The organism is Brunnivagina elsteri CCALA 953, from assembly GCF_002289455.1.
In the GTDB taxonomy this organism is placed as follows: Bacteria; Cyanobacteriota; Cyanobacteriia; order Cyanobacteriales; family Nostocaceae; genus Brunnivagina; species Brunnivagina elsteri.
In genome coordinates, this window is record NZ_NTFS01000133.1 from 1 (window position 1) to 15,509 (window position 15,509).

At 37.4% G+C, this 15,509-nt stretch carries 12 protein-coding genes; 9 read left to right on the forward strand and 3 right to left on the reverse strand.

Features of this window, described 5'->3' with window-relative positions:
- Positions 1-257 precede the first annotated feature (257 nt).
- From CK510_RS13500 to CK510_RS13530, 8 genes are all read left to right on the forward strand, one after another.
- Positions 258-1,211: an AEC family transporter gene (locus tag CK510_RS13500; RefSeq protein ID WP_095722195.1), complete on the forward strand. Its 954-nt coding sequence runs from the start codon at positions 258-260 to the stop codon at positions 1,209-1,211.
- A 714-nt stretch (positions 1,212-1,925) separates the two neighbouring features.
- Positions 1,926-3,185: a DUF4912 domain-containing protein gene (locus CK510_RS13505; RefSeq protein WP_095722196.1), complete on the forward strand. Its 1,260-nt coding sequence runs from the start codon at positions 1,926-1,928 to the stop codon at positions 3,183-3,185.
- A 287-nt stretch (positions 3,186-3,472) separates the two neighbouring features.
- Entirely contained in the window at positions 3,473-4,501 is a 1,029-nt protein-coding gene (locus CK510_RS13510) for a phosphodiester glycosidase family protein (protein WP_095722197.1), read from the forward strand.
- 104 nt (positions 4,502-4,605) lie between these two features.
- Positions 4,606-5,181: a type III secretion system chaperone family protein gene (locus CK510_RS13515; protein ID WP_095722198.1), complete on the forward strand. Its 576-nt coding sequence runs from the start codon at positions 4,606-4,608 to the stop codon at positions 5,179-5,181.
- Between the two features lie 77 nt (positions 5,182-5,258).
- A complete protein-coding gene (locus CK510_RS13520) occupies positions 5,259-5,645 on the forward strand; it encodes a C6orf136 family protein (RefSeq protein ID WP_095722199.1) in 387 nt (128 codons plus the stop codon).
- A 403-nt stretch (positions 5,646-6,048) separates the two neighbouring features.
- Positions 6,049-7,236, forward strand: a complete 1,188-nt coding sequence (locus CK510_RS13525) for a TRC40/GET3/ArsA family transport-energizing ATPase (RefSeq protein WP_095722200.1) — start codon at positions 6,049-6,051, stop codon at positions 7,234-7,236.
- 250 nt (positions 7,237-7,486) lie between these two features.
- Complete coding sequence (locus tag CK510_RS34255; RefSeq protein ID WP_342745958.1) at positions 7,487-7,981, forward strand: GAF domain-containing protein; 495 nt, start codon at positions 7,487-7,489, stop codon at positions 7,979-7,981.
- 66 nt (positions 7,982-8,047) lie between these two features.
- On the forward strand, positions 8,048-10,264 hold the full coding sequence (locus CK510_RS13530) for a GAF domain-containing sensor histidine kinase (RefSeq protein WP_342745959.1): 2,217 nt from the start codon (positions 8,048-8,050) through the stop codon (positions 10,262-10,264).
- Between the two features lie 433 nt (positions 10,265-10,697).
- On the opposite strand, the gene dnaN is transcribed toward CK510_RS13530, so the two are convergent.
- The 3 genes from dnaN to CK510_RS33965 form a co-directional block, all read right to left on the reverse strand.
- Positions 10,698-11,858, reverse strand: coding sequence for a DNA polymerase III subunit beta (gene dnaN, locus CK510_RS13535; RefSeq protein WP_095722201.1), 1,161 nt, complete (start codon positions 11,856-11,858; stop codon positions 10,698-10,700).
- Positions 11,859-12,256: 398 nt separating this feature from the next.
- Entirely contained in the window at positions 12,257-13,645 is a 1,389-nt protein-coding gene (gene dnaA, locus CK510_RS13540) for a chromosomal replication initiator protein DnaA (RefSeq protein ID WP_095722202.1), read from the reverse strand.
- Positions 13,626-13,748, reverse strand: a complete 123-nt coding sequence (locus CK510_RS33965) for a hypothetical protein (protein WP_281257018.1) — start codon at positions 13,746-13,748, stop codon at positions 13,626-13,628. Before CK510_RS33965 ends, dnaA begins: the two co-directional genes overlap by 20 nt.
- 195 nt (positions 13,749-13,943) lie before the next feature.
- On the opposite strand from CK510_RS33965, the gene CK510_RS13545 reads away from it, so the two are divergent.
- Positions 13,944-15,200, forward strand: coding sequence for an HhoA/HhoB/HtrA family serine endopeptidase (locus tag CK510_RS13545; protein ID WP_095722203.1), 1,257 nt, complete (start codon positions 13,944-13,946; stop codon positions 15,198-15,200).
- Positions 15,201-15,509 lie beyond the last annotated feature (309 nt).

Consider the following 15,509-nt stretch of genomic DNA (forward strand, 5'->3'; position numbering starts at 1 on the left):
ATTTGGTTCAATTTGAGTACTTATGTGTATACCTTAGTCTCTGGGATGTCCAAAATACGTAGACACTAAAATACTAAATATTTATGGGGATTTGGCTCTAAATATATCAAAATATAGTGAGAGCCAAATAAGCTGGCGGATGCTCGTTTCAATTAAAATCCAAGATATCCAGCTTGGTTATCTTGATTGGTTATTTTGAATGGGTATTGTTCTAATTAACTTGTAAAAATTTTATTTTAGTTCTAATGTGATGATTCATGGGCGATACTCTGGTTCAAGCTTATACACCCCTAATTGTATGGACGGGATTAGGATTAATCATATTTAAATTTTTGCCAAAGTGGTTTCCCAAATCATTAGGTCGCTGTCTTTATTGGATCGGAATACCATTAGAATTAATTGCCTTAGCTCGTCAGGGAGAGTCATCAGAATATCCACAGGTAATGACTGTATCTTTTTTAGTACCCATAATTACTGTGGTTACTTTAACTATCGGTTTAGTTGTATCGCTATTCGTTTTGTGGTTATGGAAAAAGTCAACTTCATCACCAGTACTTAGCCGCACTAGTGAAGGTAGTTTTCTCTTAGCTGCGGTATTAGGAAATACAGGTTTTGTTGGACTTGCGATCGCACCTTCTTTAGTTGATGCAAATGCCCTACACTTAGCAGTATTGTTCAGCGTCATCCACAATATTATCGGTCCTTTTGGTGTGGGTGTTGCGATCGCAAGTTATTTTAGCCACTCCCGCGAGCAAAACAAATGGTGGAAAATATTACTCAGTATTTTAACTGTTCCAGCATTATGGGCATTTATCATTGGTAATTTAACTAGGCAAATACAATTACCGGAAGTTATTGAATCAACTCTTCAACAATCGATTGGTTTTGTAATCGCTTGTGCTTTTTTACTTACGGGTATTCGACTTTCCCAACTCCAAGGATGGAAGAGTTTAAAATTAGCTTTTTTACCTGCAATTTTGCGAGTTGCGATCGTACCTCTACTTATTGGCATTACAACTACATGCTTCTTTCATTTACCTAGCTCTTCACGCTTGGCAATGGTGTTAATGTCGGGAATGCCTACTGCATTTATCGGTTTAATTTTGGCAGAAGAATATAATTTAGACCGAGATTTAATTGCTAGCAGTATTTTAGTATCGACAATCTTATTACTCTTTGTATTGCCAGTATGGATTTTAGTCTTTGGGTAAAAAAATAAACCGTCAAGATGCTAAGAACACCAAGAAAGATTGAATTTGTTAAATGGCTGTTTGCCCTAATTTGTACTGTATCCAAATATCCAAACGAGAAAAGCCATAACTCGTGCGTAGTTTACCACCGTAGGTATCGCATCAGCTAATTAAGCGAAAAGCTTTCATGACTAGGCATCTTAGCCTAATACTTGCTTCCATTTCTCCATAATGTCAACGAATCATAACAAATTAGGACTCATGAAACCTGAGATCAACTTGTCTTATAGGTGCTTTTGTCATGGAATGATGACAAAATGCTCCCCGAAAACTTGTAAACTCGTCAAATCTTTAAAAATATACCCTTAGACCACTTGATCCCTAGTGGGGGTTCTTGGTTAGTATTCATTAACAGAAAGGTATATTAAAACTATTGATTTCGATCCCAAAGAAAAAAAATCAGAATCAAACTGGAGATAAGGTAGTAAGAAATGTGGATTGAATAAAGTGCAATCATTAGGGTGTGTTAGCGTAGCGGAACTCACCATTCCAAGTTAAATCACAATTGCAGGTTATTAAATTTGCATTCCTAAACAAACTAAAAATAACAAAACCCTAAGGTTTCAACAAAACATAAATACATACGACGAAAGTCATTAAAAATAATTGACATTCGGATTAGTCAAACATTAACCAGGGGAAAAATCACTTGGAAATCAACTGGAGCATAAAGTTATGTCACAAGAACGCCCACCCTTAGATGAAATGACACTGCGCCAATTACGTAGAGTCGCTAGTGCCTACGGAGTATCTCGCTACAGCAGGATGCGAAAGTCGCAATTACTCACAGCAATTCTAGAAATTGAGCGCAGCAAATTTTCACTCAATTCACCCAATCAATCTCATTTACTGGAGGCTCAAGAAGTCGTGGAAGCAGCAAAATTTGAGTTAGGACAAGTCGATCGCAATGGTGGAAATCTCTCAGATGTAGATGAGTTTCTGGCAGATTTACCTGGTGGCTATGGTGATAGTCGGATTGTGTTAATGCCACGTGACCCCCAATGGGCTTACACATATTGGGATGTGTCTGTCGAACACAAAGAAGAATTGCGTCGCAACGGTGGGCAACAATTAGCACTGCGAATCTATGACGTTACTGATATCAGCCTCGATAACCAAAGCCCCCACAGCATCCAGGAATACCCTAGTGATGAAATGGCGCGGGAATGGTATTTGCCGATTCCAGTAAGTGACAGAGATTACGTTATCGATATTGGTTATCGCTGTGCGGATGGTCGTTGGTTAGTACTTGCCCGTTCTGCCCGCGTCCATATTCCCCCCGTTTATCCTAGTGACTGGATTGAAGATGTCTTCATTTCAGTTAACTTTGAAGATGATCTGCGTGGTCAAACTTTATATGAACTCGTTCCACCTGCGAATAAATTTGCTGCGACTGCGACTGCTGCGGGCACTAACGGTAATGCCATTTATGAAGAAATTTTCGGGATGGCAGAATCTACAGAAGCCATGCGCGTAGCTGGTTCATTGTTTGGTTCGATGCAGCACGTACCTGGTTCGATGGCTCCGGAACAAGCAATTAGTTCTTACATCTTCCCCTCTGGCGTGGGTATGTGGGCAGTTCCTACCGCATCTGGTTTGAATATGTCTGGTGTGGGAATGTCTGGTGCAGGTTTTTCTGGAGATGTACCGATGCGTCCACGCCAGTTCTGGTTAATTGCCGATGCTGAGTTAATCGTTTACGGTGCAACTGAACCTGATGCAAATGTAACAATTGGTGGTCGTCCAATTAAACTTAATCCAGATGGTACATTTCGCTTCCAAATGTCCTTCCAAGATGGTTTGATTGATTACCCAATCATGGCAGTTGCCGCAGATGGCGAACAAAACCGTTCGATTCACATGAAATTCGACCGCGAAACACCATCGCGCAACACTAATACTAAGGATGAAGCTGTTTTAGAGTGGCTCAGTTAATTTTAGATGTTAGAGCATGTTTGAAAAGTTTGGGAAGGTATAATTTGTCATTCTGAGTGGAGCTTTGCGGAACGAAGAATCTGGAGTTTAGCCCAGATACTGAGATGCTTCGTTCCTCAGCATGACATAGAAGAAGACTTTTCAAACAACCTCTTAGAGATGCTTAAATTTCAATAGCAAATTAAAATTGAGACATCCCCACTTCTTAAAAAAGTCGGGGATATTTTTTATGATGATAATTTAATCGTTATAATATGTCATTGCATATATTGACCTTTTCTAAGTTTATGTCGTACAGAAAAATATTGCGATCGCTATTTATTTTGACATTTATTTTCGGCGTTTCTTCTGGTTGCGAAAGTTATAATTCAGATTTATCAAATCAAAATACAGATAAAAATATAGATATAGATAAAAGTAAACTTAGCAATGAATCAAACTCAGGTAAATTAGTAGAGAAGTCAGATACAAAACCCAAAAACAACAAAAATTGTCCTGGAGAAAATACAAATTTTAGTCTAGAATTTTTGAAAACAAATAATTTAGGTGAATCAGACAAAAGCGGTATTAATCATGTTATTATTTTCAATCCCAAATCAGACAAGTTAGATTTTAAAGTTAATGTTGGTTTAGTGCATACAATCTATAAGAAAGACAACAATGGAAAAACTCTGAAAGAATATGTTCCGAAAATATTTAGTGAAATTATCGCTGATGAAAACTCTAAATTAAACGGAAAAGCACCAGTAGTGGCAATAAATGCCGATTATATTGACACAATTAATAAACCTCAAGGGTTAAATATTTCGCGAGGGATTGAATATTCAGGAGACTTTAAAACTAAGCGATCGTCTTTTGGCATTTCTGCTGGGAATCCATCACAACGTCAAGCAACAATTCAAACAGGGAGAAGGAAAAAAGATATTTTAAATTATAATCTTGTTGGTGGAAATGGTCGATTTTATAAAAATGGAATTTTCAAAGACATTTGCGATGATTTAGGTGAGTTTGCTTGTAAACAAGCAACGAATCGTTCAATGGTTGCTGTAACGACTAGTGGATATGTGATTTTATTGGTAAATGATACAAAAGCTGATTCTGAAATTAGCATATCTGAGAATAATCGGGAATTATTACCAGATATATTTGATGATGTTTTAGAAGGAATTGCTCGTAATAATTGTTTAGGGAAAATTCAAGATGCAATGTTATTTGATGGTGGAATGTCACCGGGGTTACATTACAATAATAAAACCTACGTGCAGAATCCGGGAGCAATTGGTTCGGTATTTTTGATTTATAAAAAAGGTAGTTAATAATTAATAAGAAGGGAAAGCCAGATTACGACTTTTCGCAAAATCTAAAATTTAAAGTCCCCTAATTGCGGTACGCTAGAGTTTATTGATAACAACCGTATATTATGAAACCTACTGAGATTGAGAGTATACTAACGGATTTATTTGGTGCTACAGATGTAAATAATATTGCCTCTGGCTCTTGGCAAGTTGAAACGGAGAATTTTCGTTTACTCATACTACTTTCGGATGATGGTGGTTGGTTACGAATATTATTACCAATTATGCCGATTCAAGAAGCGCAACCCTTTTTTGAACAGTTATTAGAATCTAACTTTGATACTACACAATCTTGTCGTTATTCTTTGCATCAAAATGTAGTTTGGGGAGTATTTCAACACAGTTCTAATAGTCTAACAGTTGATGACTTTGAAGATGCGATCGCACAATTAAGTTCTCTCCATGAAGTCGGTTTAAATGATGTTTTCAACAATTTAGTCGAAAGTCGTATTCGTCTGATTGTGACAGCAGCTAAACAGCAAGGTAAATCGCTTGCTGCAACAATGCAAAACCTCGACCGCTTTTATGCTGAAGGTTTAATGGGAGAAATTGAACAATCTGCCGAAGCACGTCAAAAAACTCTTGATACATGGAGATATCAACTCGAACGTCTTTGGAATAAAGAAGAGGAAAATTTATAAGTTAGTAATCAGGAATGTAGAGACGCGATATATCGCGTCTAAGGGAATTAGGAATTAGGAATTAGGAATTAGGAGTTATGAATATTATTGAAATTCTCAAAGAAGATTATCAACGATTCCCAAAAAATCAAACTTATTCTATCTACGCAGCAAATGTTTATTTTCAAGACCCATTAAATAAGTTTACTGGGGTAGAACGTTACAAAAAAATGATTAATTTTATCCAAACTTGGTTTATCAATTGCAAAATGGATGTGCATGATATTAAGCAAGATGGAAATAATATTAAAACTGAGTGGACTTTAAATTGGAATAGTCCTTTACCTTGGAAACCGAAAATCTCAATCTCTGGATGGAGTGAATTAAGCCTAGATACAGACAATTTAATTTGCTCTCACATCGATTACTGGCATACTCCACCTTTGGATGTTGTAAAACAGAATTTTAATTTTAATAATAGTTAATAGTGGGCAGGAAATAGTAACTAGAGAATATAACATTTATCAGTTCAGCAAAATGCATTTTTTTTTACCAATCCTGTAGGAGCAAACGGTTGTTTGCCCTCATTGATTTATTTGCCCTTATTTATGTTGTGTCCAAAAAAGAAGCACTATATTCTCTTCATCTCTCAAAATTCTAATAATTAACCAATAAGCATCAGATGAGGGATTTCTAGAAAATACAATATTCCAATTTAGGAACTATCAATCTTACTAATAATTTTAAGGGCGGGGAGACCCCACCCCTACAATTGGGGACAATTTATTTCTTGGTGTCACCTAATAACCAATAACCATACTACAATCTCCAAAAACAGTTGATAATGTAAATAAATATAAATCAAGCTTAAGCAGGGGAAAATCATCCATGCGTGTAATTTTAATGACAGGGAAAGGCGGCGTAGGTAAAACATCTGTTGCTGCTGCTACTGGACTTCGTTGTGCTGAATTAGGCTATCGCACATTGGTTTTGAGTACAGATCCTGCCCATTCCCTTGCAGATAGCTTTGACATGGAATTGGGACACGAAGCAAGGGAAATTCGCGCAAATTTGTGGGGTGCGGAACTTGATGCCCTCATGGAATTAGAGGGGAACTGGGGAAGTGTAAAACGCTACATAACTCAAGTATTACAGGCACGCGGCTTAGATGGAGTACAAGCCGAAGAATTAGCCATTTTACCAGGTATGGATGAGATTTTTGGTTTGGTCAGGATGAAGCGTCACTATGATGAAGGTGAGTATGATGTATTAATTATTGATTCGGCACCAACTGGTACGGCTTTACGGTTGTTGAGTTTACCAGAAGTTGGTGGTTGGTATATGCGTCGTTTCTACAAACCATTCCAAAATATTTCGGTTGCGCTACGTCCTTTTGTTGAACCAATATTTAAACCACTTGCGGGTTTTTCGTTACCCGATAAAGAGGTGATGGATGCACCTTATGAATTTTACGAACAAATTGAGGCTTTAGAAAAGGTATTAACCGATAATACTCAAACTTCTGTACGATTAGTTACTAATCCAGAAAAAATGGTGATTAAAGAATCACTTCGCGCTCATGCGTATTTGAGTTTGTATAATGTCGCAACTGATATGGTGGTTGCAAATCGGATTATTCCCGATGAGGTACAAGACCCATTTTTCAAACGTTGGAAGGAGAATCAGAAGGAATATCGCCAGGAAATTCACGATAATTTTCATCCTTTACCTGTTAAAGAAGTACCACTTTTCTCTGAAGAAATGTGTGGAATGGAAGCATTGGAAAGACTCAAAAATACCCTTTATCAAGATGAAGACCCGACTCAGGTTTATTATAAAGAAAATACGATTCGCATAGTTCAAGAACAAAATCAATACAGTTTGGAATTGTATTTACCTGGCATTCCTAAAAATCAAGTGCAGTTGAGTAAAAATGGTGATGAATTAAATATTCGTATTGGTAATCATCGTCGCAATTTAGTCTTACCGCAAGCTTTGGCTGCGCTGCAACCTGCTGGTGCAAAAATGGAAGATGATTATCTGAAAATTCGTTTTACAGATGGGGTTCGCAGTTAATATTTTTTGATGATTGAAGAAAAATTTAAGTGCATGGGTATGGTAGTGCTATGCTCATGCATTTTTATATGCATGAGCATATACGAAATACAAGATATAACTACAATTTGAGCTAATACTGTAAATATTCATTATTTTTTAATGGCAGTATTTACACGGAAGACAAATGCATTCAAATAATCAGAAAATGCAAAATATCCTCATGTAAATTCAATCCCGTTACGTAAATATTAAAAATCTAGTATAAATAATGACTATTCTGAATAGACGAAATTTAAATGTCAGTCTCGAAGGGAGAACTTTGTTACATCGTATTAGCGATCGCATTCGACGATTATTAGAGTTAGAAGATATTCTTAACACCACATCATCAGAGTTACGAAAGTTTACGAGTGTAGACCGAGTAATGATTTATAAATTTCATGAGGATGGTAGCGGTCAAGTTATTGCCGAATCGCGAGAAGAGAACAAATTGCCGTCATTAATGGGTTTGAATTTCCCAGCAGATGATATTCCCGATTATGCCCGTGAATTATTTATTAAGTCTAGGGTTTGTTCGATTGTTAATGTTGAGACTCGGCAAATTAGTAAAAGTTGTTTTCATCAGATTCGTAATGGTGAGACAGAACACATTATAACAGATTTGTTTAACCGTCCTGTCGATCCTTGTCATATCGAATATTTGACAGCGATGGGGGTGAAGTTATCCTTGGTAATGCCGATAATGTACCATGATGAATTGTAGGGATTACTGGTAGCGCATAATGCCGAAGCCAGAGAGGTTTCAGAGGATGAAATCGAAGCCATACAAATGGTAGTTGATTTACTTTCAATTGCGATCGCGCAAAATACTATATTGATGAAAGCACGTGAGCAGTCGCAACGGGAGACTGTTATCAATCAGATTGGTAATTTATTACGTTTATTACCGGATTTAGAATTACAGGTAGTTTTAGAAGAGACTGTAAAAGCTTTTGGTGGTTCTGGGGGTAGACTTTGCCTCAAGAATGAAGACATAAATATCCCTGAAGCTTTTGCAGAATGTCTGAAAATTAATAGCGAATATCTCAAAGTTTATACTTGTGGGAAACAACCCATCATCCCAGAGACAGCAAAATACAGCTTGATGGAACAGTATGCTGTTTGGGAAGAGTACTATCAAACAAGTCAAAATAATCAAAATAACAAACATCAAAATAACGAGCTTAAAGTTTGGGCAATTTCAGATATTTATCAAACTTCTGAATTAGGAACTTTACAAGTTGCATTTCAACCAACATCAATTCGTGGCATTTTATTTGTAACACTTTCATATAGACAAGAATTATTAGGATATATCAGCATTTTTCGCGATACTCAAGATATTGAAAAGCTTTGGGCTGGACAATTTGATGCTGATGTCAGACAGTTATATCCTCGTCAATCTTTTCAGGTATGGAAAGAGTCAAAACAAGCTCACATTCGCAATTGGACAGACGAAGAAACAGAACTAGCACAGGAATTAGCAAGTCAATTTGCAACAGCAATTCACGAACATAATTTATATCGACAAATACATGCTGCAAATACTCAATTAGAAATCCAAGTCATGCAGCGTACTGAATCGTTACAACAAGTCACCGAACAACAGCAAATTTTGTTTGATGTTGTCACCAAAATGCGGAAGTCACTGGATATTGAGATAATTTTTAGCACAATGTCAGCAGAAGTACGTCGTGCGCTCAAAGCCGATCGCGTTGGTGTGTATTATTTTTACCCAGAATCACAATATAATGAAGGGGAATTTGTCGCTGAAGATGTAGCAGTAGGAATACCTTCAGCATTAGCAATTAAAGTTAACGATCATTGCTTTGGAGAAATCTACGCAACTAAATATCGACATGGAAGAATAAATATAATTCCTAACATTTATGAAGCTGGTTTAGAACAATGTTTTATTGATGTCTTGTCACAATTTGAAATTCAAGCAACATTAGTTGCTCCGATTTTGAAAGGTGATGCACTTTGGGGTTTGTTATGTATTCATCAATGTACTCAACCTCGTGATTGGCAAACTTCGGATATCCAGTTTGTAACTCAAATTGCAGCACAATTATCTGTGGCAATTGAACAAGCTGATTTACTGGCACAAACTCAACATCAAACTGAAACAATATCGAAAGCATTACAAGAGTTAAAGCAAACACAAACTCAGCTAGTTCAAGCTGAGAAAATGTCAAGTTTAGGTCAATTAGTTGCTGGTATAGCCCATGAAATAAACAATCCTGTGAATTTTATCTATGGCAATATTAAGCATATCAGCCAATATTCAGAAGACTTACTTAGTCTCTTAGATTTGTATCGGCAAAATAGTCTAAATCCTGTGCCAGAAATTATTGAACATGCTGAGGAAATTGATTTAGATTTTCTGATTGAAGATTTACCAAACATGCTTTCTTCTGTGAAAGTAGGAACTGAACGTATTCGTCAGATAGTTTTATCTTTGCGTAATTTTTCCAGACTTGACCAAGCAGAAATTAAACCTGTAAATATCCATGATGGGATTGAAAGTTCACTAGTTATTTTACAATATCGTTTAAAAGCAAAGCCTGAAAGTCCAGCTATTCAAATAATTAAAGAATATGATGATTTACCAGAAGTTGAATGCTATGCAGGACAATTAAATCAGGTGTTTATGAATGTGCTAAGTAATGCAATTGATGCTGTAGAAGAACGCAATCAAAAAGATTCAGAATCACATATTAGTCAAATTAGTATTCAAACCAGTCTCAGTCAATTACCCAATCAAAAGCCTAGTGTTGCAATTCGTATTTTTGATAATGGTTTGGGAATACCAGAAAAAATTATCAATGATATTTTTAACCCATTTTTTACTACAAAAGAAGTTGGAAAAGGTACTGGTTTAGGTTTGTCGATTAGCTATCAAATAGTAGTTGATAAACATGGTGGTATTTTTAAATGTTTTTCTCAAAAAGGTGAAGGTACGGAATTTTTGATTGAGATACCATTAAAAGTAGTTAGTAGTTAGGAGTTATACGATTTTAGTATGAAGCTACACATAATTAATTGAACCCAAGCCCTGATATATAAGGATTGTTTCTATGCAGCTTCACATAGAATTGGTATTAAGAGTTAGAAGTTAGAATTTAGAAGTTAGAATTTAGAATTTAGAAGTTAGAATTTAGGAGTTAGGAGTTAGGAGTTGAGAGTTTACCAATGTCTAATTCCCAATTCCCAATTTCCAATCCCCAATAAAAGTGGCTCTTCCGTAGATGTTATGCTGAAATTTAAACAAGAATTCATAATTTGCCTTTAATAGCAAGACTCTTGGGGATTTTTATCCTTGATTTGATTCCAAAGGCTCAAAATCCAAGTTTAAAAGTTATCTTTATTACCCAGTAAAGAATTTGAGCTATTGTATCAGCGTTTTTAGCATAACAAGTAATGAAGAACCATAAAAGTTAACTTCTCAATTGCACTGGCATTGCTAAATATGTCATCTTAACTCCACCAAGTGGGGTAAAAATAACTGGAGTTAAATTAGAATTTAATTGCATTAAAATCTCTGATGCTGGTAATGCCTTTAAACCTTCCATCAAATATTTGACATTAAAAGCAATATCGATATTTTCTCCCGATATTTGCGCTGGCATTGATTCAACTGCACTACCGATATCTTGCGCTTCCACGGATAAAGTAATTTCTTGCGCTTCGCTATCAATACTAACTTTGACAATATTATTTTTTTGGTCAGCTAAAACAGCAATTCTCTCCATCGTACTCAAAAATTGCTTTCTATCTAACGTTAACTCACGCTGAAATTGTCGGGGTATCAACTGACGATAAGCGGGATATTGCCCATCGAGAGTACGACTAGTTAAACGCTGGTTTTTCCACTCGAATACAACTTGCCCTTGATCTAAATATAGTGAGATCGCTTCTTCTGTATCCGCGCTATGGGCTAACATCCGTTCGAGTTCCCGTAATGCTCTCGCTGGTACTGTCACCTCTAATTGCTCTTCTGTACCTGTTTCGATATTATGATTATCTGTTTCCACAACTGCTAAACGGTGTCCATCTGTAGCTGCAAACTCTAAAGTGTCAGGCAAAAGTTTTAAATGTACTCCCGTCAGCACTTGTTTGGTTTCATCCCCACTGGTAGCAAATAATGTACCTCGCAATCCTTCGATGAGTGTTGCTGCTGTCAACTTAATTGGCTGATTGTCTGCGATTACTGGCAATTCAGGAAACTCTTCACCTCCCATTGCCCGCACCTTATATTGTCCACTTGCTGGTGTCAGAGTGACAACTATCCCTTCTCCGGTTTCATTTGCTGCGGTAGATTCATCCTCTAGGGTAATTTCCCCTTCTGGCAAACGTGAGGTAATATCGTTGAGCAATTTAGCTGGCAAGGCAATGATTCCACTTTGCAAAACTTCAGCGTTGAAGCTAGTGCGAATACCCAAACTCAAGTCAAAGGCTGTTAAACTAACCTGATTGCTATCAGCATCAGCAACTAGCAAAACATTCGCTAATACTGGATGTGTTGGACGTGAGGGAACTGCACGACTTGTAAAAGAAAGATTGGTATTAAGGTCACTTTGGGTACAAACTATTTTCATAATTATTACTTAGTCAATATTTGGGAATAAATTGGACATTGGGTATATCGGCATGGGGCATGGTACATTGGAAGTTAAGTATTGGGCACTTCAATATACAACTTTTTTATTCTTTTGTTTTCTATGTCCCTTTTTCTAATAAACATTGTGGAAATTGTGGAAAACTATCATCGAACTGAGTAAACCTTGTTAACTAAATTACAATTAAATCGTTAACTGTGGAAAACCTGTGGAAAAACTGGGGTAATTTTCCACAGAGTAAATATACTTATTGATTGATTATCCCACGGTTCTTATCAAGTTTTCCACAATTTTGTCGCGAGTTTTCCACAGTAATTTCTGATTTTTCCACAGGTAAGATTTATGTTAAGGAAAAATTAAGGAGTTAGGAGTTGGAATTATGAATTACGTTTACGGGTGTTAATTTGAATGCGATCGCACAATTGTTGTAATGTTTTTGCTACTTCTTTGTCGGTTTCACGGAGTTGAGTAATTTTATCGCAACTGTAGATAACAGTGGTATGGTCTTTGCCGCCAAATTCTTCGCCAATTCTAGGCAAACTCAAGTCAGTGTATTGCCGCATTAAATACATCCCAATTTGCCTTGCCCAGCTAATTTCCTTACGTCGCGAAGCACTCTTCATCTCTTCGTGAGAGACTTTGAAAGCATCAGCAACAATTGTCATAATTGCTTCGGGGGTTGCGGCAATTTTCTCAATCGGAGGCTCTAAAACTGGTGTAATATTTTCTACAGTCATCGACAAACCCCAAATCGAAATATAGGCTAAAGCTCGAATCAATGCCCCTTCAAGTTCGCGAATATTTGAAGTATAGTTGGATGCAATATACTCAATCACATCCCTGGGCAAGCGGATATTTTCATACTCGGCTTTCTTCTGTAAAATTGCCATCCGCGTTTCTAAATCCGGTGTTTGGATATCAGCAATTAACCCCATCGAAAAACGCGAACACAATCTTTCTTGGAGTTGGGGAATTTGCTTTGGTGGACGATCGGAGGCAATTACAACCTGTTTCCCTGCTTCATGCAAAGTATTAAATGTGTGAAAGAATTCCTCCTGAAAACCTTCTTTCCCCTCAATAAACTGAATATCATCAACCAAAAGTACATCAGCAGTGCGGTAATGCTCCCGAAAATTTTGCATACCTTTACTAATCGCTGTGATGAAATCGTTGATAAATTTCTCAGTGGAAACATAGAAAATCTTGGAATTAGGATTGATATCCAAACGATAATTGCCAATTGCTTGCATTAGATGGGTTTTCCCCAAACCCACACCTCCGCACAAAAACAAAGGATTGAACTCCCGTCCAGGGGATTCAGCCACAGCGAGGGAGGCTGCGTGAGCCATGCGACTATTTACACCAACAACAAAACGGGAAAATACATACTTTGGATTTAAATCGTTAGTTTTTTGGGTAGCTTTTGGGCTATTCTTCGGAATAAATTCAGTTACAGGAGTTGGAACTTCTAATTCCCAAGCTGCTTGTTGCTCTTCTAACTCAGAATCTTCGTCACCTCCTTTAACAGTGATGTAAATTTCCAGAGGATGACCTGCGATATCTTGAACGACATTGGCAATTGTCCTAATGTAATGCTTTTGCAGCCAATTCCGGGCAAACGGATTGGGTGTACGGATTACTAGACAGTTATCTTCCAACCGTTCGGCACTTGCGGTTTTAATCCAAGTTTCAAAGGTAGGACGGGATAATTCTAGCTGCAAGCGCTCTAGTACTTGGCTCCACAGTCTATCTATGGGGATTTCCATGTTTACTACCTTTGCTGCTAATTGTCAAAATAGAAAATAAAAAAGGAGTCATCAGGGTAAGCGATCGCATTCTAATGCCGAGAAGCAAACTATATGCGTACATCAGTATGATTATTTACCCATACAGGAATCCAAAATTAATCAATAATAATTGCTTGATAAAAGCAAACTACGATCTAGACCAAAACCTGTTTTTAGGTTGTAATCTTTCACAGGAGTCTCCTACTGTAGGCAATATCCTACCACTAGTAAATCCCACGCAGAAGTAAATACAAGTTGGCACTTACCGAGAGGTTATATGAAATCAGCAGAATGTAACACTACACGGAAACATATTTATACAATTGCTTTATTTAAACAAATTAGCCACAAAATCAGGCTGATATTGCTTAGTGCTGTAGCTTTGGCTTCCTTAAGTGGCTGCCAACAACTCGCCAATAGTTTGAATACGAACAAATCAAATGCTCCAGTGACAAGAACCCAACCGCAAGCTGTAAACCCCCAAATAACCGCACCTCCAGCAATAATTTCTACATCGGGAGGGGACCCCAATTTTGTTGTTGGTGTTGTCCAGAAAGTTGGTCCTGCGGTGGTTCGCATCGACTCATCACGTACTATTTCTCAATCACCAGATGAATCTGACGATCCACTTCTTCGCAGATTTTTTGGCGATCGCACATCGGAACCTCGTCAACGTGTGGAGCGTGGTAGCGGTTCGGGGTTTATTATTAATTCTAATGGTCAAATTTTAACAAATTCCCACGTTGTTGATGGTGCTGACTCGGTAACAGTCACCCTCAAAGACGGACGCACCATTAAAGGTAAGGTGATGGGTGAAGACCAAGTAACAGATGTTGCTGTGATCCAAATTGATACCACTAATCTCCCGACTGTGGCATTAGGCAATTCTGAGACACTACAGCCCGGAGAAGCGGTCATTGCCATTGGTAATCCCTTGGGTTTAAATAATACGGTGACATCGGGGATACTTAGCGCTACAGGGCGTTCTAGTATCGATATTGGCGCAACCGATAAGCGTGTTGATTACATCCAAACCGATGCGGCAATTAACCCTGGGAATTCGGGTGGACCATTACTTAATGCCCGTGGTGAAGTAATTGGTATGAATACGGCAATTATTAAAGGTGCCCAAGGTTTAGGATTTGCCATACCCATCAATACGGCACAACGCATTGCCCAAGAACTTATTGCTAAAGGTAAAGTCGATCATCCCTATTTGGGTATCCAAATGGTGACGCTGACACCAGAAATTCGCGATCGCGTTCAAACCAGGTTGGGTGTTAATTTAGCCACCGATAAAGGGGTTTTATTAATCGATGTTGTTCGCCGTTCTCCTGCGGCTACTGCTGGACTCAAGCCTGGTGATATTATTCAGAGTATCAGCAGCCAGCCTGTTAATAAAATTGAAGACGTGCAAAAACTTGTAGAAGGTAGTAAGATAGGAATCCCATTACAATTGCAAGTCCAGCGTAGCGGTCAAGCTGTCCAAATTGCCGTTAGCCCTGCTGCTTTCCCAATCCGAAAACCAAGTTAATTTTTGACTCTATATAATTCTTAAACATATCCTTTGTAGAGGCGCTATTTACTCGCGTCTCTAGAATGATTTTGTGTTTGAAAATTAAATTACGATTGACCAAAAATATCAAACCTCAATTTGTCTATTTTTGTCATGTTGTAGCTTCCTTCCCTTCTTCAGAGTACGTTCCAAGACGTGCAAGCAGTTTCTCTTTGTTAGCAAGCTACAAAATCAAATGATTTTATTTATAAACAACCTATAACTTAGATTCATCAATTAAATTTGATTGATATAGACAAAATACTATGAATAACATCATAATTATAA

Bases quoted from the DNA above. Each gene is read 5' to 3' on its own strand.
- CK510_RS13525 (WP_095722200.1), top strand. From the start codon at position 6,049: ATGCGTGTAATTTTAATGACAGGGAAAGGCGGCGTAGGTAAAACATCT.
- dnaA (WP_095722202.1), bottom strand. From the start codon at position 13,645: ATGGAAATCCCCATAGATAGACTGTGGAGCCAAGTACTAGAGCGCTTG.
- CK510_RS13545 (WP_095722203.1), top strand. From the start codon at position 13,944: ATGAAATCAGCAGAATGTAACACTACACGGAAACATATTTATACAATT.
- CK510_RS33965 (WP_281257018.1), bottom strand. From the start codon at position 13,748: ATGTACGCATATAGTTTGCTTCTCGGCATTAGAATGCGATCGCTTACC.
- dnaN (WP_095722201.1), bottom strand. From the start codon at position 11,858: ATGAAAATAGTTTGTACCCAAAGTGACCTTAATACCAATCTTTCTTTT.
- CK510_RS34255 (WP_342745958.1), top strand. From the start codon at position 7,487: ATGACTATTCTGAATAGACGAAATTTAAATGTCAGTCTCGAAGGGAGA.
- CK510_RS13505 (WP_095722196.1), top strand. From the start codon at position 1,926: ATGTCACAAGAACGCCCACCCTTAGATGAAATGACACTGCGCCAATTA.
- CK510_RS13520 (WP_095722199.1), top strand. From the start codon at position 5,259: ATGAATATTATTGAAATTCTCAAAGAAGATTATCAACGATTCCCAAAA.
- CK510_RS13515 (WP_095722198.1), top strand. From the start codon at position 4,606: ATGAAACCTACTGAGATTGAGAGTATACTAACGGATTTATTTGGTGCT.
- CK510_RS13530 (WP_342745959.1), top strand. From the start codon at position 8,048: ATGGTAGTTGATTTACTTTCAATTGCGATCGCGCAAAATACTATATTG.
- CK510_RS13500 (WP_095722195.1), top strand. From the start codon at position 258: ATGGGCGATACTCTGGTTCAAGCTTATACACCCCTAATTGTATGGACG.
- CK510_RS13510 (WP_095722197.1), top strand. From the start codon at position 3,473: ATGTCGTACAGAAAAATATTGCGATCGCTATTTATTTTGACATTTATT.